The 21,820-nt window shown below is 32.0% G+C and carries 19 protein-coding genes; 13 read left to right on the forward strand and 6 right to left on the reverse strand.

From position 1 onward, the window contains the following. Positions 1 to 25 precede the first annotated feature (25 nt). The 6 genes from BXU10_RS20690 (at position 26) to BXU10_RS20715 (ending at position 5,906) form a co-directional block, all read left to right on the forward strand. Complete coding sequence (locus BXU10_RS20690; protein ID WP_078229395.1) at positions 26 to 952, forward strand: geranylgeranylglycerol-phosphate geranylgeranyltransferase; 927 nt, start codon at positions 26 to 28, stop codon at positions 950 to 952. After that, positions 945 to 1,529: a Maf-like protein gene (locus BXU10_RS20695; RefSeq protein ID WP_078229396.1), complete on the forward strand. Its 585-nt coding sequence runs from the start codon at positions 945 to 947 to the stop codon at positions 1,527 to 1,529. The genes BXU10_RS20690 and BXU10_RS20695 overlap by 8 nt, the downstream gene beginning before the upstream one ends. Positions 1,530 to 1,539: 10 nt before the next feature. Beyond that, the gene (locus tag BXU10_RS20700; RefSeq protein ID WP_078229397.1) at positions 1,540 to 2,070 is read left to right on the forward strand and encodes a mechanosensitive ion channel domain-containing protein; all 531 of its coding nucleotides are present in this window, start codon (positions 1,540 to 1,542) and stop codon (positions 2,068 to 2,070) included. A gap of 105 nt (positions 2,071 to 2,175) precedes the next feature. Next, on the forward strand, positions 2,176 to 3,276 hold the full coding sequence (locus BXU10_RS20705) for an AI-2E family transporter (protein ID WP_078229398.1): 1,101 nt from the start codon (positions 2,176 to 2,178) through the stop codon (positions 3,274 to 3,276). A gap of 100 nt (positions 3,277 to 3,376) precedes the next feature. Continuing rightward, positions 3,377 to 5,179 carry a hypothetical protein gene (locus BXU10_RS20710; protein WP_369803422.1) on the forward strand — a complete coding sequence of 601 codons (1,803 nt, stop codon included), beginning with the start codon at positions 3,377 to 3,379 and terminating at the stop codon, positions 5,177 to 5,179. A 196-nt stretch (positions 5,180 to 5,375) separates the two neighbouring features. Next, complete coding sequence (locus BXU10_RS20715) at positions 5,376 to 5,906, forward strand: hypothetical protein (protein ID WP_078229400.1); 531 nt, start codon at positions 5,376 to 5,378, stop codon at positions 5,904 to 5,906. 354 nt (positions 5,907 to 6,260) lie between these two features. Here the strand turns inward: BXU10_RS20715 and BXU10_RS20720 are convergent, their stop codons facing one another. Beyond that, positions 6,261 to 7,529, reverse strand: a complete 1,269-nt coding sequence (locus tag BXU10_RS20720) for a lipopolysaccharide assembly protein LapB (RefSeq protein WP_078229401.1) — start codon at positions 7,527 to 7,529, stop codon at positions 6,261 to 6,263. Positions 7,530 to 7,575: 46 nt separating this feature from the next. Then, entirely contained in the window at positions 7,576 to 10,218 is a 2,643-nt protein-coding gene (gyrA, locus tag BXU10_RS20725) for a DNA gyrase subunit A (protein ID WP_078229402.1), read from the reverse strand. A gap of 257 nt (positions 10,219 to 10,475) precedes the next feature. On the opposite strand from gyrA, the gene BXU10_RS20730 reads away from it, so the two are divergent. The 3 genes from BXU10_RS20730 to BXU10_RS20740 all read left to right on the forward strand — a co-directional run bounded on the left by BXU10_RS20730 (position 10,476) and on the right by BXU10_RS20740 (position 15,150). Continuing rightward, positions 10,476 to 13,022, forward strand: a complete 2,547-nt coding sequence (locus tag BXU10_RS20730; protein WP_078229403.1) for an ATP-dependent Clp protease ATP-binding subunit — start codon at positions 10,476 to 10,478, stop codon at positions 13,020 to 13,022. A gap of 141 nt (positions 13,023 to 13,163) precedes the next feature. Continuing rightward, positions 13,164 to 14,531: a 30S ribosomal protein S6--L-glutamate ligase gene (gene rimK / locus BXU10_RS20735; protein WP_078229404.1), complete on the forward strand. Its 1,368-nt coding sequence runs from the start codon at positions 13,164 to 13,166 to the stop codon at positions 14,529 to 14,531. A 103-nt stretch (positions 14,532 to 14,634) separates the two neighbouring features. Further along, positions 14,635 to 15,150: a DUF421 domain-containing protein gene (locus BXU10_RS20740; protein WP_078229501.1), complete on the forward strand. Its 516-nt coding sequence runs from the start codon at positions 14,635 to 14,637 to the stop codon at positions 15,148 to 15,150. Between the two features lie 65 nt (positions 15,151 to 15,215). Here the strand turns inward: BXU10_RS20740 and BXU10_RS20745 are convergent, their stop codons facing one another. Further along, positions 15,216 to 15,665: a hypothetical protein gene (locus BXU10_RS20745; RefSeq protein ID WP_031457282.1), complete on the reverse strand. Its 450-nt coding sequence runs from the start codon at positions 15,663 to 15,665 to the stop codon at positions 15,216 to 15,218. A 225-nt stretch (positions 15,666 to 15,890) separates the two neighbouring features. Continuing rightward, positions 15,891 to 17,240: a DEAD/DEAH box helicase gene (locus BXU10_RS20750; RefSeq protein ID WP_078229405.1), complete on the reverse strand. Its 1,350-nt coding sequence runs from the start codon at positions 17,238 to 17,240 to the stop codon at positions 15,891 to 15,893. A gap of 219 nt (positions 17,241 to 17,459) precedes the next feature. Between BXU10_RS20750 and BXU10_RS20755 the strand changes: the two genes are divergently transcribed. After that, complete coding sequence (locus tag BXU10_RS20755; protein WP_078229406.1) at positions 17,460 to 18,578, forward strand: DUF4236 domain-containing protein; 1,119 nt, start codon at positions 17,460 to 17,462, stop codon at positions 18,576 to 18,578. Between the two features lie 124 nt (positions 18,579 to 18,702). Here BXU10_RS20755 and BXU10_RS20760 read toward each other — a convergent pair whose 3' ends face one another. Beyond that, positions 18,703 to 19,107, reverse strand: coding sequence for a helix-turn-helix domain-containing protein (locus tag BXU10_RS20760; protein ID WP_078229407.1), 405 nt, complete (start codon positions 19,105 to 19,107; stop codon positions 18,703 to 18,705). Positions 19,108 to 19,312: 205 nt separating this feature from the next. On the opposite strand from BXU10_RS20760, the gene BXU10_RS20765 reads away from it, so the two are divergent. Both BXU10_RS20765 and BXU10_RS20770 read left to right on the forward strand, forming a co-directional pair. Continuing rightward, positions 19,313 to 19,657 carry a cyclic-phosphate processing receiver domain-containing protein gene (locus BXU10_RS20765; protein WP_078229408.1) on the forward strand — a complete coding sequence of 115 codons (345 nt, stop codon included), beginning with the start codon at positions 19,313 to 19,315 and terminating at the stop codon, positions 19,655 to 19,657. A 12-nt stretch (positions 19,658 to 19,669) separates the two neighbouring features. Further along, positions 19,670 to 20,266, forward strand: a complete 597-nt coding sequence (locus BXU10_RS20770) for a hypothetical protein (RefSeq protein ID WP_078229409.1) — start codon at positions 19,670 to 19,672, stop codon at positions 20,264 to 20,266. A gap of 239 nt (positions 20,267 to 20,505) precedes the next feature. On the opposite strand, the gene BXU10_RS20775 is transcribed toward BXU10_RS20770, so the two are convergent. Continuing rightward, on the reverse strand, positions 20,506 to 21,129 hold the full coding sequence (locus BXU10_RS20775) for an NUDIX hydrolase (RefSeq protein ID WP_078229410.1): 624 nt from the start codon (positions 21,127 to 21,129) through the stop codon (positions 20,506 to 20,508). A 7-nt stretch (positions 21,130 to 21,136) separates the two neighbouring features. Between BXU10_RS20775 and pyrE the strand changes: the two genes are divergently transcribed. Beyond that, positions 21,137 to 21,781, forward strand: a complete 645-nt coding sequence (pyrE, locus tag BXU10_RS20780) for an orotate phosphoribosyltransferase (protein WP_078229411.1) — start codon at positions 21,137 to 21,139, stop codon at positions 21,779 to 21,781. Positions 21,782 to 21,820 lie beyond the last annotated feature (39 nt).

Consider the following 21,820-nt stretch of genomic DNA (forward strand, 5'->3'; position numbering starts at 1 on the left):
AATTACCTACTTAGAATATTATAAAATGAAATATCTTAAACTCATTCGCTATCAAAACCTATTAATGCTTGCATTTATGCAGTTTTTATTCCGTTATGCCTTTTTAAAAGGACAGAATATTCCTTTGGCCTTATCAGACTGGCAATATGGTTTATTGGTTTTAAGTACCGTTTTAATTGCTGCTGCAGGTTATGTAATTAATAATATTTTTGATACTGAAACTGATAGAATCAATAAACCAAACGATGTTATAATTGGTAAAGGAATTTCTGAAGCCAGGGGTTATAACATTTATATTGCCCTGAATATTACGGGTGTTGCAATTGGATTTTATTTATCAAATGTTATTCAGAGACCGGGTTTTTCTACTATTTTTATATTAATTGCTTCAATGCTTTATTTTTATTCCACAACCCTGAAACAAATTATGATTTTAGGAAACATTATTGTGGCTTTGGTATTGGCACTGAGTGTAATTATTATTGGGATTTTCGATATTTTTCCTGCAATAATACCCGAAAACAAAGCACAAATGACCAGTTTGTTTTCCATTTTAACCGATTATGCTCTATTTGCTTTCATGATTAATTTTATCCGGGAAATAATCAAAGACATAGAAGATGTTAATGGAGATTACAACCAGGGGATGAATACGCTTCCTATTGCTATTGGTGTTAGCCGGACGACAAAAATTGCTTCAATTATTTCCATTATTCCTTTTGTTCTATTGCTTTTTTACATTAAAAACTATTTTGTTGAAAATGGTCTTTTGATAGCTACCTTATATTCATTTATATTCGTTTTGGCGCCGCTCCTTTATTTTATAATTAAAGCATTTACTGCTAAATCACAAAAAGAGTTTCATCATTTGAGTATTGTTTTAAAATTAATTTTACTTTTCGGAATTTTATCAATTGTGGTAATTACCTTAAACATTCATTATAATGCTTAAAGAAAAACTAAAAAAATATACCTTAATTCTGGCTTCGGGTTCGCCTAGAAGACAGCAATTTTTTAAGGATTTGGATTTGGAGTTTGAAATTCGTTTAAAAGATATTGAAGAAATATATCCTCCAGAATTAAAGGCTATAGAAATTACAGACTTTTTAGCACTTTTGAAAGCAAATGCATTTGAAGGAGAATTGAAAGAAAACGAAATTTTAGTTACCAGCGATACTATTGTATGGCACCAAAATAAAGCATTAGGCAAACCTAAAGATGCTAAAGAAGCTTTTGAAATGATAAAATCTATGTCCGGTACTACTCATGAAGTTATAACATCGGTTTGTTTTAAAACCAGCTCTTCTTCTACAATTTTAAATGATATTACAAAAGTTACTTTCAATAATTTATCTGATGAAGCTATTTTATACTATATAGAAAACTATAAACCTTATGATAAAGCCGGCGCTTATGGCATACAGGAATGGTTTGGTTTTATGGCTGTTGCTAAAGTCGAAGGTTCATATACCAATGTTATGGGATTACCAACATCAAAAGTTTATAATTATTTAAGTATATTAGAGTAAAAATTTAATTATGTTTTCTTTCAAGGAATATTCAAAAGAAATATTAGCAACAATAGTCCTCTTTATAGTATTAATGTTGCTTAGAATAATAGTAGCTAAACTAATTCGAAAATTTGCAAAAACCAGTGAAAGACTTGAACACAGAACAAACCTTATTATTAAATACATTCATTTACTAATGAATACACTGGTGATTATTAGTTTAATCATCATTTGGGGAGTCGATACTAAGGATATATTTATAACCGTTTCATCAATTACAACTGTAATTGGCGTTGCTATGTTTGCACAATGGTCAATTTTAAGCAATATCACTTCCGGAATGATTTTGTTTTTTTCATTTCCTTTCCGAATTGGAGACACTATAAAAATTCATGACAAAGATTTCCCGATTGAAGCAGAAATTGAAGACATAAGTGCTTTTCATGTGAATTTAAGAACAAAAGAAGGCGAAAAAATCATCTTCCCTAATAATCTCTTACTACAGAAAGGAATCTCTATAATGACCAGCACGTATGAAGAGAAAGAATTTTTTGATTAGCAATTAATGGAAATTTTATAAACTATTTTTTAAAAGCTAAAACAATATAAAGTAAATAAAGTTTAATATTTGATTAGCCTAATTTTAGTTTTAAATTCCAATAAAATGAATCAACCTGTCACACTGCCTTTTTATGCCAAATTAACCTTTATATTATTATCTGTAATTTGTATTGGTATCATAACTTACATTGGGAGTAATATAATCACTCCTGTAATGTTAGCCTTTTTATTTACAGTTTTGTTATTGCCTCTGCACACTTTATTACATCACAAAATACATATTCCTATATATTTTGCTTCATTTATCACTGTAGTGATTTTTGTTCTTTGTATAGCAGCAATTTTAGCTTTCATATCTTATCAGGTAACAGATATTGCTAATGATTTTGATATTATTAAAAAAAATGCAATAGCTTTTTTTAATAATGCGCAATCCTATATTCATGAAAAGTTTCAAATAAGTATTTGGGAGCAAAAAAAATATATTGAAAAAGTAACGAACGATTCTGTACAAAATGGCTCTGGAACTATAGGAACTGCAATTGGTTCACTAAGCGATATATTATTTAATGCCATGCTTGTGGTCGTTTTTACATTTTTGTTTCTTTTATACAAAACTCACTTTATTCTCTTTTTGGCTAAATTATTTAACAAGGAAGATCATGCAAAATTGAAAGAGATCATTACTCAAATAAAAATTTCTATAAACAATTATATCCTGGGACTTATTTTCGAAATGTTTGTAGTTTCTATTTTAACAGGTCTGGGCCTATGGATTATAGGAGCCAAATATTTTATTCTGCTTGGACTTATGACAGGAATTTTAAATTTAATCCCATACATCGGAATTATGATTGCGGGCATTCTAACTATTCTATCTTCACTTACCGGAACTCCTGATTTGTCTATAATTATAAGTATTCTTATTGTAAATATTATTGTACAACTCATAGATAACAATATACTTGTTCCCCTAATTATAAATTCAAAAGTTGAAATTAATGCTTTAGTTTCAATAATTGGAATTATCATAGGCGGGGGTATTGCAGGAATTTCAGGAATGTTTTTGGCAATTCCGCTTTTGGCTATTTTAAAAATTATTTTTGACAGAATCGAACCCTTAGAACCTTGGGGCTACGTTATGGGTAATCATATGCCGAAAAAATTTACATGGCGAATCAGAAAATTAAAAACTGAAAATTAAAATTGTTTTTTTTATCTTCTGCATATTATTTTAAATTATATAATCACCAATAATTTACGCTAACTTTATTTGCATGTCTCGAAACTTTATCAAAATCTTTTTGCTTTTTCTTTTCCTTTGGAATTTTTCCCAAAGCGCTTCTTCACAAGAAAAACAGACTAAAAAAGATAGTATTGAGAAATATGATAAAATAAAAAAACTTTCAGAAAAAAGAAAATTCACAACTTTTTTAAAGAGAATCATTTTCAAACCTTCCAAAATAAAAAAGAAAAATGAAACTTTGGTCAAAAAAGAATCTCTTCCGAATGTTGATGGAAAAATTATTCGAAAAATCAGAATTATTACCTTAGATCCTTTTGGTCGATCAGATACTGACTCTACAATGGCACCAAAGAATTGGGGAGAGAGAACAGGAAATAAATTACACCTTAAAACTAAAAAATTCGCTATACAAAATTTATTACTCTTTAGACGTAATTCACCGTATGATACCTATAAAATAAAAGAAACAGAACGTATTATCAGATCTCAAAGATATGTCAGCAAAGTTACAATTTCAGGAGAACTAGTTTCAACAAGCAATGATTCTATTGATATTACTGTCCGGGTTTTAGATTCGTGGAGCTTACTTCCAAAATTCTCAATATCGAGTTCAAGAGTTGGTGTTGGATTTAACGACCGCAATATTTTAGGTTCAGGACAACAACTCGAATATAAATTTACCAATAGATTTGACGATGGACATAATGCACATGATGCCTTATACACTATTCCGAATATCAAAAATACTTTTATCACTACTAAATTAAGATATTACAATGATTTAGATGATAACTATATAAAAAGTATCTCTATGGAGCGTCCTTTTTATTCACCTTTAACTAAATGGGCGGGCGGTTTTATTTTAGGACAGCAATTTAAACGGGACACTTTACAAGATGCAAATTTAAAATATGAATTTCAGCCCTTCAAATACAACACTCATGATTTTTGGGTTGGTAAAGCTTTTAATATTACAGGTGTAAGTCCAAAAAAAGAAAGAACAACTAACCTTATTGTTTCGGGCCGTTTTTTAAATATCGATTACACTGAAAAACCTAGCCTGGCATTTGATACAATCAATTTTTTTTCAGACGAAAAAATGGTTTTACTGGGTCTTGGAATAAATACACGGGAATTCGTCAAAGACAATTATATTTTTAGAAATGGAAATACTGAAGACATTCCTATTGGAAGAATTTACGGAATAACGGCCGGTTATCAGTATAAAAATAAAATATGGAGACCATATATAGGAGCACAAGCCTCTTTTGGCGACTATTATAAATGGGGATTTTTGAGTACTAATTTCGAGATTGGCACTTTTTTTCATCAAGCAAAAACCTATCAGACTTCTATTTCCTTTCAAGCCAATTATTTTACAAATTTATTGACATTTGGGGACTGGAAATTAAGGCAATTTATTAAACCCGAAGTAATGATCGGAATTAACAGGGCTAATTCTATAGGTGATCAGCTCACCATAAACGAAAATTACGGAATTCAGGGATTTAATGCAGCTCATTACGGCAAAAGCAAAATGGTATTAACATTGCAAACGCAAACATATGCTCCGAAAGAAATTTTAGGTTTTAGATTAAATCCCTACCTAAATTATTCAATTGCCGTTCTGGGAAACAGTACGTCAGGTTTACTTCAAAACAAATATTATTCAAAAGTTAGTATGGGTGTTTTAATAAGTAATGATTATCTCGTCTTCAGTTCATTTCAGCTTTCTGTTTCATATTATCCAACTATACCTTTTCAGGGCGAAAATATTTTCAAAACAAATACTTTTCAAACTTCAGATATAGGCCTTCACTCATTTGAATTAGGAAAACCGAAAATTGTAGAATATAAATAATCTAATCAAAAATTATCTAATTTTTGATTCTGTTGTTTTAATTTCATAAGATTCTAAAAATCAGCAAAATCAAGCATTACAGCATATTTTACTTTTCAAAAAAAATATTTTTACAGACATAATTCATTCTAGAATATTATTTTTGGCACAGTATATGGATATCCATACACAGATTAACAATTAAATTTTATTAAAAATGAAAACTATAAAATTAGCAATCGCTGGATTATTTCTAATAGTTGCAAATACGACACAAGCTCAGGTATCAATAAACGTTAATATAGGAACTCCGCCTGCATGGGGACCTGCAGGATATTCAGAAATGGAATATTATTATCTTCCTGATATCGAAGCTTATTATGATGTACGTGCTTCACAATTTATTTATTTCGGAGGAGGAAGATGGGTTAGAACAACATATTTACCAAGAGCATACAGAAATTATGATTTATATGGAGGCTACAAGGTGGTACTAACAGATTACCACGGAAGAACTCCCTATAAATACTTTGATCGCCATAAAGTAAAATACTATAAAGGATACCATGGCGCTCCTCAAAGATGTTACAAACCGAGAGCTGCTTACAGTTACAATGACCGTCGTCATGATAATCGTAAAAATTACAAACATTATGACAAACATGATAGACACGAGAAACATGATAGACATGACCAAGACGATAGAAATGACAGACACGATGATCATCATGGTCACGGAAGAAGATAAGTATTAATTTACAACACAAAAGAGTATCAAAAAAATTGATACTCTTTTTTTTATAGATATCGAAATAAATTTATCCGACAGTAATGAAAAAAAGCGATCATTCTAGAGATGAATGATAACTACACTTATAACATCTTATTTTCATTAGCTAATTATCAAAAGTAATTAAATCACTTTTGATATTAAATTTGAAAATAATAACGAAACAAATTAAATATCTAGTAAACAAATTCATAAGATATACAGTCGTTTCAATAAATTAAAATAATTATCTTTAATATTTAAATTACGGTATAAAAAAAAACCGTCTAAATATTTAGACGGTTTTACTTTATTGTTAACTCATTTCAAATACTACATTGTAGCTTTTAATGCTTTAGCTTCAGCAGTCATTTCAAGTGCTTTATATACACCTAACAATGTTTTAGAAACATCTTGGTTTTTAGGATCTAGCTCATTTGCTTTTTTAAGATAAGGAATAACACTCTTAAATACAGCTTCTCTCTGTCCTTTAAGTACATCGTAACGTTTCATATCCTTTGCAGAAGTACCTAATTTATTCATTTCATCAATAATTGGTTTCTCTGCCTCTAATTTCAATGCTGCAAGATTAAGATAAGCATTTGCATAGTTAGGATCGATTTCAATAACCTTTAAATAGTACTTCTCAGCATCTACAGCGTTTTTTGCATTTGCACTAAGTACGCCAAGATTGAAAATTAATTCTTTATTATTTGGATCTTTTTGTAAAGCTTCTCCAACTAATTTTTTATATGTATCAAAATCTTTAGTTTCTAAATACAAGTTAGCCTCAGACAGAATTAAAGAACTATCGTCTGGATTTGCTTTTCTTGCATCTGAAATTGCTTTTTTTGCATCTTCAGTACGTCCTTTTTGAAGCAAAATTAAAGCATAATTTTTATAAACTTCACCTCTTTTAGAAGGAATTGTTTCAGTTTTAGGTTTCTCGTGGGTACCTAATTTCACTGCCATATCTCTTTCATTTGCCGTATTGAAGCCATCCTCATTACCGGAAATTTTATTTAGGGCAGTATAGCTAGTTCCTTTTCCTGAATAATTTAGTTTTTTCAATTGTTCATACAATGGCAAAGCTGCATCATAATCCTGAGCGTTTACATATGTTGATGCTGCATAATATAAATTGATTGTGTCTTTTTGATCTAATAAATAAGCATCATACAATTTTTTTGCACCCTCTGCTGCTTTATTTGACTGAGTATCGGCAATAGCAGCATTAATCAATTTACCCTTAATTTGCGTAATTGATGTAGCTGCCTGAGTTGAATACTTTTGCTTACCTGATGCTTTTTCCAAATCAATTAGTTTTTTATAACTTTCTGCTGATAAAGACAGGTTTTTACCAGTTTCTACACTTTTGTTTGCAAGCTCTAAATAAGCATTACCTTGTACAAAATAGTATTGAGCCTGCTCAACATCTTTTGCATTTACTACCATATTTTCAGCATCTTTCAATATTGAAATTGCTCCTTGAGCATCACCACCTTTTAATGCTTTTTCAGCACTTTTTATTTGATCTTTTTGAGCAAAAGTAGCTACTGAAATCAATAATGCTGATGCAAGTATTACATATTTACTTTTCATAATATTCAATTTGTGTATTTAATTTTAATTTGTGTGGATAAATTTTCTATTCTTCAGATTCTTCTTCTTCAGAATCATCCTCGTCTTCAATTTCTTCCTCAGAATCATCATCTTCATCATCTTCTACAACACCATCATCTTCAAGAACTTCTAAATCTGGTTTAACTCTTTCGATTACTGATTCTATTACATTTCCATCTTCATCTACTACAACTTCTTCCGCATCATCTTTCATTACTTTCGTAACCGCTGCAATTGAATCTTTACCTTTTAGGTTAATCAATCTTACACCCTGAGTTGCACGTCCCATGACACGTAAGTCTTCAATAGCCATTCTGATAGTTAATCCTGATTTATTGATAATCATTAAATCATCAGAGTCGGTCACAGCATTAATCGATATTAATTTACCAGTTTTCTCAGTAATATTAAGAGTTTTAACTCCTTTACCACCTCGGTTTGTAATTCTGTACACATCTTCTCCATCGTCATCAACTAATTTTGTACGTTTTCCATAACCGTTTTCTGTAACAACTAAAATTTGTGAATCATGAATATCGTTTTTATCGACAGTAACCATACCAATTACTTCATCAGTATCATCTTTTAAAGTAATCCCGCGAACTCCGGAAGCTGTTCTTCCCATTGGACGCGTTTTTGTTTCTTCAAAACGAACCAGTTTACCTGATTTTACTGCTAAGATAATCTGGCTTTCACCATTAGTTAATTGTGCTCCCATTAACTCATCACCTTCTTTAATAGTAATAGCAGCAACACCATTTACCCTAGGTTTAGAATATTTCTCTAAAGATGTTTTCTTAACCTGACCTTGCTTAGTAACCATTACAAGGTTATGACTGTTGATATAATCTTTGTCCTTCAAATCTTGTGTACAAATGAAAGCTTTTACCTTATCATCACTTTCAATGTTCACTAAGTTTTGAATTGCTCTACCTTTTGCCGTTTTACTTCCTTCCGGAATTTCGTAAACACGCATCCAAAAACATTTTCCTTTTTGCGTAAAGAACATCATATATTGGTGATTGGTAGCAACAAACATGTGTTCAAGGAAATCCTGATCTCTTGTTCCTGCACTTTTTTGACCAACTCCTCCTCTATTTTGAGTTTTGTATTCTGTAAGATTTGTACGTTTTATGTAACCTGCATGAGAAATTGTAATAACAACATTTTCATCGGCAATCAAATCTTCAATACTTACATCACCACCCGAATATTCAATTTGGGAACGACGTTCGTCACCATACTTATCACGGATTTCAACAAGTTCTTCCTTAATTAAATTGGTTCTTAAATTTACATCTGCTAATAAAGCTTTCAAATGATCGATTAATTTCATCAATTCTTCATATTCAGCTCTTAATTTATCCTGCTCCAGTCCAGTTAATTGGCGTAGACGCATTTCAACAATTGCACGAGCCTGAATATCTGATAATTTAAATCTTTCAATTAATTTTTCACGGGCTTCTTCTGTATTTTTCGAACCTCTGATTAACGCAATTACTTCATCAATATTGTCTGAAGCAATAATTAATCCTTCTAAAATATGTGCTCTTTCTTCAGCTTTACGTAATTCAAACTGAGTTCTTCTAACTACAACATCATGACGGTGCTCAATAAAATAATGAATCATATCTTTCAGATTCAGCATTTGTGGGCGGCCTTTTACTAATGCAATATTGTTTACACTGAAAGAAGACTGCAATTGTGTAAACTTATATAAGGTGTTTAAAACTACATTTGGAGTTGCATCACGCTTTAGGATATAAACGATACGCATACCGTTTCTGTCTGATTCGTCACGAATATTAGCTATACCATCGATTTTCTTTTCGTTAACGAGGTCTGCTGTACGTTTGATCATATCAGCTTTATTAACCTGATACGGAATTTCAGTAACAATAATCGATTCTCTTCCATCAACTTCTTCAAAACCAACTTTAGCACGCATTACGATACGACCTCTACCGGTTTTAAATGCTTCACGAACGCCTTCATAACCATATATTATACCTCCTGTTGGAAAATCCGGAGCTTTAATATGTGTCATTAATTCGTCTACCTCAATATCGTTATTGTCTAGGTATGCTAAAGTACCATTAATAACTTCAGTTAAATTATGTGGAGGCATATTTGTCGCCATACCAACAGCAATACCCGTTGCCCCGTTCACTAATAAAGTAGGAACCCTGGTAGGCATAACTTTTGGCTCATATAATGTATCGTCAAAGTTCAATTGAAAATCAACTGTTTCTTTTTCGATATCTGCCATAATTTCTTCCGAAATCTTTTTCATTCTGGCCTCGGTATAACGCATTGCAGCCGGACTGTCTCCATCTACAGAACCAAAGTTACCCTGACCATCTACCAAAAGATAACGCAAACTCCATTCCTGAGCCATACGTACCATGGCATCATAAACAGATGTATCTCCGTGTGGGTGATACTTACCCAAAACCTCTCCTACGATTCTCGCAGATTTTTTGTGGGCTGATCTTGATGTTACTCCTAAGTCATACATTCCGTAAAGAACTCTTCGATGCACTGGTTTCAAGCCATCTCTAACATCTGGAAGTGCTCTTGATACGATTACTGACATCGAATAATCGATGTAAGCTGATTTCATTTCATCTTCGATGTTAATAGGAATTAACTTTTCTCCTTCAGACATAAGTTGTTATATTAAATAATTATTTTAGTTTCAAAGCGTGCCAAGATACGTTTTTTTGAAATTTTTATAACTATTTTCACACACTTATTTCAATGATTTATTAACAACTTTATTTTATGCTTTAGTTAATAAATTAAGCGTTTTTTAACGTTTTTATTGTTATTTTTTTTGTCTATTAGCTGACACGAGATTTCAAAGGGTATGGTTTTTGTTTTTCAAAAACTAAATCATTAAATTTACAATACCAATTATATATTATGGATGATAATTTTTCACCAAGAGTAAAAGATGTTATTACATACAGTAAAGAAGAAGCCCTACGTCTAGGACATGACTTTATTGGTACTGAACATCTAATGCTGGGCATTTTAAGAGATGGTAACGGAAAAGCTATTCATATTCTTAATAACCTGGCAGTCGATTTAGATCATTTACGCAGGAAGGTAGAAATACTGAGTCCAGCCAACCAGAGCGTTGAAGTAAATACAGAAAAGAAGAATCTTCATCTTACCCGACAGGCCGAAAGAGCCCTGAAGACAACTTTCTTAGAAGCTAAAGTATTTCAAAGTTCATCAATAAGCACGGCGCACCTGCTTTTATGTATCTTACGAAACGAAAATGATCCAACAACCAAGTTATTGAATAAGCTGAAAATAGATTATGATATAGCTAAAGAACAATATTTAAATATGACTCCAAACGAAGAAGAATTCTTAGAAAACTTGCCAAAAAACGAATCATATAATGATGATTCAGGACAAGATGACAGTCTAAAAGAAAGTAGTTTCAACAATCCAGCCAATAAGTCAAACAAAAAATCTAAAACTCCTGTATTAGATAATTTTGGGAGAGATTTAACAGAAATGGCCGAGGAAGGAAAACTTGATCCTGTTGTAGGTCGCGAAAAAGAAATTGAACGTGTTTCTCAAATTTTAAGCCGCAGAAAAAAGAACAACCCACTCCTTATTGGAGAACCTGGCGTTGGTAAATCTGCTATTGCAGAAGGATTAGCCTTGCGCATTATCCAGAAAAAAGTATCTCGTATACTTTTCAACAAACGCGTGGTTACTTTAGATCTTGCAAGCTTAGTCGCCGGAACAAAGTACCGCGGTCAATTTGAAGAAAGAATGAAGGCTGTAATGAATGAACTTGAGAAAAATGATGATATCATTCTTTTTATTGATGAAATTCACACAATTGTAGGCGCAGGTGGAGCAACTGGTTCTCTTGATGCTTCAAACATGTTCAAACCCGCTTTAGCAAGAGGAGAAATTCAATGTATTGGCGCTACAACTCTTGATGAGTACAGACAATATATTGAAAAAGACGGTGCTTTAGAAAGACGTTTCCAAAAAGTAATTGTAGAACCAACTTCTGTTGAAGAAACAATTGCAATTTTGAATAACGTAAAAGACAAATACGAAGATCATCATAATGTAACTTACACACAAGAAGCCATTGAAGCCTGTGTTAAATTAACAAACAGATATATGTCTGAACGTTTTTTACCAGACAAAGCTATTGATGCACTTGACGAAGCAGGTTCTCGCGTACACATTACTAACATTGATGTTCCAAAACAAATTCTTGATTTGGAACGTCAACTGGAAGAAGTTCGTGAAAACAAAAATATGGTAGTTAAAAAACAAAAATATGAAGAAGCTGCCAAACTTCGTGATGATGAAAAACGTATTGAAAAAGATTTAGCTCTTGCACAGGAACAATGGGAAGAAGATTCTAAAAGCAACAGAATTGAAGTTACAGAAGATAATGTAGCTGATGTTGTTTCTATGATGACCGGAATTCCAGTAAACCGAATTGCACAAACAGAAAGCAACAAACTAGCCAAATTACCTGAATTGATTCAAAACAAAGTAATTGGTCAAAATGATGCTGTTTTAAAAATTGCACGTTCCATACAACGTAACAGAGCCGGACTTAAAGATCCTAACAAACCAATTGGTTCGTTTATTTTCTTAGGTCAGACAGGAGTTGGTAAAACACAATTGGCAAAAGTTTTAGCTAAGGAATTATTCGATTCTGAGGATGCGTTAGTTCGTATCGACATGAGCGAATACATGGAAAAATTTGCGATCTCACGTTTAGTTGGAGCGCCTCCGGGATATGTTGGTTACGAAGAAGGAGGTCAATTGACTGAAAAAGTTCGTAGAAAACCATACTGTGTTGTACTTTTAGACGAAATCGAAAAAGCACATCCGGATGTATTCAATATGATGCTTCAGGTTTTGGATGACGGTTATTTGACTGATAGTTTAGGTCGAAAAATCGATTTTAAAAATACGATTATCATCATGACATCTAACGTTGGTGCACGCCAGTTAAAAGATTTTGGACAGGGTGTCGGATTTGGAACTGCTGCAAAAGTAGCTCAGGCTGATGAAAATTCGAAAAGCATTATCGAAAATGCTTTGAAGAAAACTTTTGCTCCGGAATTTTTAAACAGAATTGATGACGTAATCGTATTTAACGCATTAGAAAAAGCTGACATTGATCTTATTATTGAAATTGAGCTTAAAAAATTATACGCTCGTATTTCAGAACTTGGCTACAATTTAAACTTAACTGACAAAGCTAAAGCATTTATTGCTGAAAAAGGTTTTGACAGACAATTTGGCGCAAGACCTCTAAAAAGAGCAATTCAAAAATATGTTGAAGATTTATTAGCTGAAGAAATTATCACTTCAAAAATACATTCAGGTGATGAAATCGTAATGGATTTAAAAGATGACTCTCAGGAACTTTCAGTAGAAATTCACAAAGCAGAAGAGCCGACTAATCAATAAAGTAGTTTAAATTTATAACAGAAATAACACACCCGTTACGTTTTCATAACATAACGGGTGTTTTTTTTAGGTAAATCACTATCTTTAATAAATGCAAATAGCTATTTTTGAATATTAAATTTCTACAATAAAAAACAATATATGCTTCAAAACAAAGTCATTTTAGGTAGTGAAGAATGGTGTGCATTTCCTGATTTGGGAATCCCTACAATCAAGGCCCGTGTGGATTCCGGTGCAAAAACTTCTGCAATGCACGCTATAAACATAGCCCCTTTTATAAAAAATGATGCCAATTGGGTAAAATTCGACATTAATCCAATTCAGAATAATATTAAAACCGTAATTCATTGTGAAGCTCCTTTGGTCGACAAAAGAATTGTAAAAAGTTCAAGCGGCTTCAGAGAACATCGTTATGTAATTCAGACCAGCATTAAACTTGGTGAAATAAAATGGCCAATCGAAATGACATTGACCAATCGCGATTCAATGGGTTTCCGTATGCTTTTAGGCAGAGAAGCTATGAGCGGGCGTGTCTTGGTAGATCCTGAAGAAAAATATATGTTGGGGCAGCCTTCTACTGAAACATTAAAAGAACTATACCAGAACTCTGAAAAAGCAACTTCAGGCTTACGAATTGGACTTCTTGCCAGTAATCCTGAATTATACAGCAATAAAAGAATTATGGAGGCAGGCGAAATGCGCGGTCATGAAATGCATTTTTTGAACATCAAAGAATGTTACATGAAACTGGATGCAAAGACTCCGGAGATTCATTACAGAGGCGGAAAAATATTAAATCAATTTGATGCTATAATTCCCAGGATTAGACCAAGTATTACTTTTTATGGCTGTGCGTTAACACGTCAGTTTGAAGCACTGAAAGTTTTTGTTTTAAATTCGGCTACCGCCATAACGCAGTCACGAGATAAATTATACTCTTTGCAACTACTTTTAAACAGTGGTATTGATATTCCAACAACCGGTTTTGCAAATTCGCCTTTAGATACTGACAACTTAATTAAAATGGTTGGAGGTTCGCCTTTAATTGTAAAATTACTTGAAGGAACACAAGGAAAAGGCGTTGTATTGGCCGAAACAAAAAAAGCAGCAGAAAGCGTTATCAATGCCTTCAAAAGCCTAAATGCAAATATTTTAGTCCAGGAATTCATTAAAGAAGCAAACGGAAAAGATATTCGTTGTTTTGTCATCGATGGTAAAGTGGTTGCTGCCATTCAGCGAGAAGCCATGCCAGGCGAATTCAGAGCCAATATTCACCTTGGAGGAACTGCCTCTGTAATAAAAGTAACATCAGAAGAAAAAAAGATCGCCATTAAAGCAGCAAAAGCAATGGATTTGAAAGTAGCAGGTGTTGACATTATTCGTTCGTCTAAAGGTCCTTTATTACTTGAAGTAAATTCATCTCCTGGCCTCGAAGGAATCGAAGGCGCTACAAACAAGGATGTTGCCGGAGAAATGATAAAGGCGATTGAAAAGAATTTTAAGTTATAGCGTTAAATCAGTTTTTCCAAATTACTAATTTTAATTAATATCTTATATTTAAAGCTTCATCAAAATATTGATGGAGCTTTTTTTAAACTTTAAAATAAAAAATATGCTTTTCCCTTATTTAGATATCATTTTAAGAAGTGCAGCCGTCTATTTTTTTATGACAATTGCTTTGCGAATATTCGGCAAAAAAGAACTTTCTCAGCTAAATACCGCTGACATTATCCTGATTTTACTAATTAGCAATTCGGTTCAAAATGCAATGGTTGGTCCGGATACAAGTCTCTGGGGAGGTTTGGTTGCTGCTTTGGTTTTATTTGTAATTAATTTTATAATCAAAAAACTGACACACAAATACAAAATTCTTAATGATTTACTTTTAGACAAACCAGAAGTCTTAATTCATGATGGAAAGTTAGATTTTAAAACTTTAAGCAAATTAGATATTTCTAACAACGAGTTGAAAGAAGCTATGCGAGAACATGGTTTGGAGCATTTTACAGATGTAAAACTTTGTATGTTAGAAATGGATGGTACGATAAGTGTTATTTCTGAAGACAAAAAGCTCTTAAAACAAACTCATTACAAGCGAAAACATAATCATAAGAATTTTAGAAAATAAGCTCTAAATACAAAAACGGCTATTCAAAGTCTGAATAGCCGTTTTTGTTCTATATTTTTAATAAATTATTTTTGAAATAATTTATTGATCTGATCTTTCACTAAAGGCTCAGAAACATTGCTTGAACCTGAAGAAGCATCTTTGCTTGAAACCATAAACTGAACAGTAGATTTTTCCGGAAGAGTACTTCCTGTATAATGCAACCAAATGTAATTATTAGGCAACTCTAATTTAATATCATATAATGGAGTAGCATTAAAACCATTCATAATAATATTGTAAAGACTTGTATAATCGTTATTAACGTTTTTGAAAGAGAATTTTCTTAAGCTTGAAGAATCATCATCATCACTCACAATACTAGTATAGTAAACAGTGTATTCATCTCCAATTTTTTGAATATAATTGTTATTTACTTTTCCTAATTTTTCAACCGGTACAGTTTCAAGAACTTTGATCTGTGCAACTGAAACAAAACTAAAGAATAAAATGGCAAGGGTAATAATCTTTTTCATAATGAATTTGGGGTTAATTTTTACTACTATTAATAATCGCCGAAATTATGAAAAATTACTTCTAAATCTAAGCATTGGTTAACATTAAATTGTGAATTTTATGCAAAACTATTTAAATCAAAAACAAAAAAATCACAAATATTTAATAATCAATAAATTACATAAAAAATAAAATTCTTTTATTCGACATTTTTTTTAATCAAGGTCTAAAAAATTCTCATAAAATCATCTTTCCTCCTCTTTTTTTACTACTTTTCTGGCAACTTCAATCTTAAATTTCTTCCCTTTCATCTTCTCCTCTTTTACATTTTTAAGCAAGTCTTTCACTTTATTGTATTTTACTGCTGCAAACGAAATAAAATCTTTCACTTCAATCAAACCCAAATCGTCTTTCTCGAGTTTACCTTTTTGAGAAAAGAATCCTACAATGTCAATTTTATTCAATTTCGTTTTTTTTCCGCCACTAATGTAAATGGTTTGAAATTGTGGAGGTTTTGGCAAATTGATTTCATCTTCAACTCTTAGAATTTCCATTTCATAGTCAATGTAATCTAATTGTTTTTCACTTTCATGTACAATAATATATGCTGTTCCAGGAGCCTGCATACGCGCTGTACGACCATTTCGATGCGTAAACTCATCTTCTTTTAATGGCAAATGATAATGAATTACATGTTTCATCTCCGGAATATCTAAACCACGGGCTGCCAGATCAGTTGTAATTAAGTAACTCATGCTTCCGTTTCTAAACTGAATGAGAGCACGCTCACGCTCATCCTGATCCATTCCGCCGTGATAATAAACCGAATAAATTCCTTTTTCGTTTAAAGTATCACTGATACGTTCTGCCGCATCACGATGATTGCAAAATATAATAGCAGACTCCGATTTTAAGGAGCAAATCAGCTTGAATAAGCTTTCCAGTTTATCTTTTATAGGCGAAACTACCATCTTTATCGAAAGATTCGCTTTTTCTTCTTCTTCCGGAATGAAATCCAAAACGGTGGGATCAACTACTCTTGTATACTTTGGAATCTCAATATCTGAAGTAGCGGAAACTAAAACACGTTTGTTCAGTTTCGTAAGTTTTCCAATTATATATGACATTTGCTCATGAAATCCCAATTGAAGTGACTTATCAAATTCATCTAAAATTAAAGTCTGAATTTTATCTGTCCTAAAAGTTTGCCTGTCAATATGATCTGCAATTCTTCCGGGAGTTCCAATCAAAACCGCCGGCGGATTACTTAAATTTTTAATTTCAGTATCGATTGAATGTCCGCCATAGCAAATATTAACTTTGTATTGCGTCCCCATCTTTTTCCAAACTTGTTCAATCTGTAATCCAAGCTCTCGGGACGGCACCAAAATCAGACACTGTACTGATAAAATTTCAGGCTGTAATAGTTCTAAAACAGGAAGCAAGAAAGCCAGTGTCTTCCCGGAACCGGTTGGAGAAAGCAATAAAACATTGTTTTCGTTTAAAATAGCATCTTGTGCCATTTCCTGCATTTCGTTTAGGCTCTGAATTCCTAAATTCGAAAGTATGTTGTTGGAATGGTGTTTTTTATTCATTTTGCAAAAGTAGGGAAAATTTGTTTCAGGTTTTTTTGTTTCAGGTTTCAGGTTGAAATGCGAATAAAAAATCCAGTTTCGCGAACGATTTTTTTTATATGTAAAGTTCTAGTAAAATTGATATAATTATTGAAATTCAAGCTATTATGGATTTCCGTAATTTTTAAATTTTATATGTCTTTATTTTTGAATATTCATTAATTCAAAAATAAAAAAATTATGGCTTGGAGTTTTCGTAAACGTATTAAAATTATACCAGGAGTTCACCTGAATTTAAGTAAAAGTGGCATCAGTACTTCCATTGGAGTTAAAGGAGCCAGCATTACTTTGGGAAGTTCGGGAAATTATTTAAATACAAACATTCCTGTTTTAGGAATTAGTAATCGACATAGATTATCTAATCCAGTCAATAACATGAGACCCGAAATTCAAGAACCTTTAGATCTTTCTGACAATATTTTTAGTTCAGATATTCATGAAATAACAAGTCAGAATATGCAAGGAGTTAAAGAAGCAATTCTTTTAGCTAATCGACAAAGAAAAGATTTAAAAAAGGATTTGTTAAAAATTCAAACTTCTTTGAGTTCTTCAAAATTAAAACTAAGCTTAAGTTATTTCTTAGTGTATGGATTAATTAAAAAAAATATTCCAGACAATATTAGAATTGATATTAAAGCAAAAAAAGAAGCGATAAAACAAGCTAAAGAGCAAATAGAAAACTGCTTTGTCAAACTTGATATAGAATTTGAACCTGAAATTAGAGAACAATACAGAGCTCTTGTAGGAGCATTTAAAAAGCTTACAACCTCGCAAAAAATTTGGGATGTTACAAGTGCTCATTTTCAGGATAGAGTTGCGACCAGATCATCAGCCAGTACAATAGTCAAAAAAAGAGAGGTGAGATTTTCTATCAAATCACTTCCTGATATAAAATCAGATTACAATGCTTTGTATTTTGAGAATGCAAATGGTGCGGATCTGTATTTTTATCCGAGTTTTATAGTTATGTATTCAAACAACTCGAATTTTGCTTTAATCGGGATAGATGAAATTACTTTTAATCAAAGTTATGTCAGGTTTACTGAAACTGGAGCTATCCCAAAAGATTCAAAAATAATTGATCGAACCTGGGCGAAAGTGAATAAAAATGGAACTCCAGATAAAAGATTTAAAGGTAATTATCAAATTCCTGTTGTCAAATACGGAGAAATTAAGCTTAGAACAAATACTGGATTAAATGAAGAATACGAATTTAGTAATTATGAATTTACAGAAGAGTTTGGCAAGGCCTTCAAAGACTACCAATCCACAATAAAATCTTTAAAACAACTCAATTAATATTATCGATAATCAAGAGTTAGGCACTCACATCAACAAAAAACATAAAACCAAACAGGAATTAAAAAAAGCCTAATAATATATTCATTAGGCTTTTTTAAACTATAACGTGTTGTATAAATGATTATTTATCTTTCAATATTTTCTCTAAAAACTCAACTTTCTCTTTTTCAGCCTGAACTAAACGTTCATAAAGCTTTTTATTTTCTTCGTAAGATTCAATCAATTTGTCTAATGGATTGAAAGTACAGTGGTTGTTAAAAGTTCCAGCACTATTATCTGTGAAACTATTAAAATAATTAATAGCAGCTTCATCTGAAAAATTCTTTATAGCTTCTACAGTTACTCCCAAAGCTTTTGCAATTGGAGCAAGTTTTTCATCATCTATAGTTTCACTATTTTCCAAAGCAGATATAGCTTGTTGGTTTGTTCCTAAAGCTTGCGCCAAAGCTTCTTGCTTCATGTCTCTAAGTTCACGAATTCGGCTTATTTTTCGTCCTATGTGATTTGGTTTTGTTAGTGTGCTCATAATTCAAAGATAAGTGTAAGAGTAATAAAAAGCAATCTGTAAAAACAATTTTTATAAATACAATATAAGCAAAATAATTAGAATCATTTATTCTATTTTACTTATGGCTTATCTCACAAAAGTACGATTTTTGAGATATAAAATAATCAGCATGAAAAATATTGATTTGTATTTTTATATTTGAGTCTTCTTAAACCGCAAAACTATGTCTTACAAACTTTTTCTAGACGATTTACGAGATGTCAAAATGGTTTACAAAGACCTCACAGATGACGATTTTGTAATCGTTAGAAATTTTCATGATTTTAAAAAAGTAATTCTCGAAAAAGGGCTTCCTAAATATATAAGTTTTGATAATGATTTAGGACTTGATGAAAACGATCTCATTGCCGAAGATGGTTATGCTTGTGCGAAATGGCTGGTTTACGATTCCGGGATAGACTTAAGAGATTTAAACTTTTACGTACATTCTGCAAATCCTGTGGCAAGTCAGCAAATACAAAGTCTACTCGATAATTATATTAAACATTTGAAGAATCATAAATCTTAGTAAAAAAACAGCATGAAAAATCTTTTTTTAATTCTCTTATTAACATCATCAAACTTATTCTTCGGACAAAAAGTAATTTCTGGCGAATACGAAATGGGTTTGAAACTTTCGTATGACGCCTCTAAAAACCTGCTGACAGGTTATTTTGAAAGTTATACAGGCTGGGATGAACAAACACAGAATTCTCAATTCTCTTGTATTTTTTATATCGAAGGAAAAGTAACAGGAAATAAATTCAACGTTAAAACCTATTATCCCGAAGACAAAAAAGAAGATTTGATTTTAGGAACAGTTGAAATTGTAAACAACAAAACCATCAAAATAAAACTTCCGGAAGAACATGGCGGTTGTTGGAACGTAATGCATTTTGTAGAGAATCCGAAGTTTGATTTAGAAAAGAAATCCAATTGGATTCAGATTCGATATGTAGATAAAGTAAAAGCTTATTTTTATAAGAATAAATCAGACCAAAATCCGTCAAAAATATATCTTGTAAAAGGCGATGCGGTCTGCATTGATAAAATTGAAAACGGAAAAGCTTTTTGTACATATTTTGGAAAAAAGACTTCAAAAGGATGGATTAATGTAGCGGAGCTGAATAAAATTTAAGGTTCTAAGATGCTAAGATACTTAGGTACTAAGGTTATTTTCGATATGAGTTCGCGTTTCGTTTTTTGCGTGAGGGATAGAAGCAAGCTACCGAAGTAGCGCGGATAGCCCGACAGCATTTAGCAAAAGACCCAATGAACGCAAAGTTGATTGGGTCTTTTGCTAAATGGTGGCACGCCCTGATAATTAAATTTCTTTTAAAATCTAAATTCCGACTTAAAAAAAATAAAATCTCCCAATTAATTGGAATTTGGAATTTTAAATATTGGATTTTGCTCCTCTTCAAACAACAATTTAATGTTTTCGTAGGAGTTGGCAAGTGCTTCTTTGATTTGCTCTGGATTTAGCCAGGCTACTTTTTCGATACCTTCTTCAAGCTGTCCTTGTGGAGTCCCCTCAAAATCAGTGTGCATTTCGAACCAATGCGTTATTTTTAGTTTGTATTTTCCGTTACGTTTAAAAACATGATAGGTTTTTTGGAGTTTATTTGTAATTCTGAGTTTGCCAACACCTGTCTCTTCTTCAACTTCGCGCATGGCAGTATCTTCAATTTCCTCTCCTTTTTCAGTTCCGCCCTTTGGCAAATCCCATTTCCCGTTTCTAAAAATAAATAAAACTTCTCCTTTTTTATTATAGACTAATCCACCACCAGCTTTATTAACCGGTATTTTAGCTTTCAAAGTTTTCATTATTTCCTTTTCATCAGGATGATACAAATAAGCTTTCTGAATTTTATTTTGAAATATTTTCACAATAAGCTGCTCGATATCAATACTTTCTAACAAGAATAATTGAAAATTAGTCTCTCTTGAGATTTCATTTGTCAAAAAAAGTGGTTTGTCGTTCACAAAAACTTTATACATTTGTACTATGATTTTTAATAAAGATACCGCCGAAAAAACAGCAGAATTGCTTTTGCAAATAAATGCAATTAAATTGAATCCAGAAAATCCTTTTACATGGGCTTCAGGATGGAAATCACCTATTTATTGCGATAATAGGTTAATTCTTTCATTTCCTATCATCCGAAATTATGTTCGCGATGAATTTGCAAAGAATATAGAGAAACAATTTGGTAAGCCAGATGTTATTGCCGGAGTTGCAACCGGAGCTATTGGAATTGGAATTCTTGTTGCCGAAAGCCTTGGATTACCGTTTGTATATGTACGCCCGGAACCCAAAAAACACGGAAGACAAAATCAGGTTGAAGGATTTTTACAAAAAGGTCAGAATGTTGTTGTTGTTGAAGATTTAATCAGCACAGGAAACAGCAGTCTTATGGCTGTAGAGGCTTTACGCAATGAAGGTGCTAATATTAAAGGCATGGCAGCAATTTTCACCTACGGCTTTGGTGTTGCCCAGGAAAACTTCAAGAATGCAAACATTGACTTATATACGCTAAGTAATTATGAAAATTTACTAAACTTAGCCGTAGAAAAACAATATATTACCGAAGACCAACAATCTGCTTTGCTGGAGTGGAATGAAATTCCGTCAACCTGGGGGCAACAATAAATTTAGATTATTGATTTAGATTTATAATTAGAATTTTAT

Origin of the sequence: Flavobacterium sp. LM4, from assembly GCF_002017935.1 — a bacterium.
Lineage (GTDB): Bacteria > Bacteroidota > Bacteroidia > Flavobacteriales > Flavobacteriaceae > Flavobacterium > Flavobacterium chungangense.

Bases quoted from the DNA above. Each gene is read 5' to 3' on its own strand.
- BXU10_RS20730 (WP_078229403.1), top strand. From the start codon at position 10,476: ATGGATGATAATTTTTCACCAAGAGTAAAAGATGTTATTACATACAGT.
- BXU10_RS20740 (WP_078229501.1), top strand. From the start codon at position 14,635: ATGCTTTTCCCTTATTTAGATATCATTTTAAGAAGTGCAGCCGTCTAT.
- BXU10_RS20760 (WP_078229407.1), bottom strand. From the start codon at position 19,107: ATGAGCACACTAACAAAACCAAATCACATAGGACGAAAAATAAGCCGA.
- BXU10_RS20690 (WP_078229395.1), top strand. From the start codon at position 26: ATGAAATATCTTAAACTCATTCGCTATCAAAACCTATTAATGCTTGCA.
- pyrE (WP_078229411.1), top strand. From the start codon at position 21,137: ATGATTTTTAATAAAGATACCGCCGAAAAAACAGCAGAATTGCTTTTG.
- BXU10_RS20745 (WP_031457282.1), bottom strand. From the start codon at position 15,665: ATGAAAAAGATTATTACCCTTGCCATTTTATTCTTTAGTTTTGTTTCA.
- BXU10_RS20765 (WP_078229408.1), top strand. From the start codon at position 19,313: ATGTCTTACAAACTTTTTCTAGACGATTTACGAGATGTCAAAATGGTT.
- BXU10_RS20720 (WP_078229401.1), bottom strand. From the start codon at position 7,529: ATGAAAAGTAAATATGTAATACTTGCATCAGCATTATTGATTTCAGTA.
- BXU10_RS20770 (WP_078229409.1), top strand. From the start codon at position 19,670: ATGAAAAATCTTTTTTTAATTCTCTTATTAACATCATCAAACTTATTC.
- BXU10_RS20705 (WP_078229398.1), top strand. From the start codon at position 2,176: ATGAATCAACCTGTCACACTGCCTTTTTATGCCAAATTAACCTTTATA.
- BXU10_RS20695 (WP_078229396.1), top strand. From the start codon at position 945: ATGCTTAAAGAAAAACTAAAAAAATATACCTTAATTCTGGCTTCGGGT.
- rimK (WP_078229404.1), top strand. From the start codon at position 13,164: ATGCTTCAAAACAAAGTCATTTTAGGTAGTGAAGAATGGTGTGCATTT.
- BXU10_RS20750 (WP_078229405.1), bottom strand. From the start codon at position 17,240: ATGAATAAAAAACACCATTCCAACAACATACTTTCGAATTTAGGAATT.
- BXU10_RS20715 (WP_078229400.1), top strand. From the start codon at position 5,376: ATGAAAACTATAAAATTAGCAATCGCTGGATTATTTCTAATAGTTGCA.
- BXU10_RS20755 (WP_078229406.1), top strand. From the start codon at position 17,460: ATGGCTTGGAGTTTTCGTAAACGTATTAAAATTATACCAGGAGTTCAC.
- BXU10_RS20775 (WP_078229410.1), bottom strand. From the start codon at position 21,129: ATGTATAAAGTTTTTGTGAACGACAAACCACTTTTTTTGACAAATGAA.
- BXU10_RS20700 (WP_078229397.1), top strand. From the start codon at position 1,540: ATGTTTTCTTTCAAGGAATATTCAAAAGAAATATTAGCAACAATAGTC.
- gyrA (WP_078229402.1), bottom strand. From the start codon at position 10,218: ATGTCTGAAGGAGAAAAGTTAATTCCTATTAACATCGAAGATGAAATG.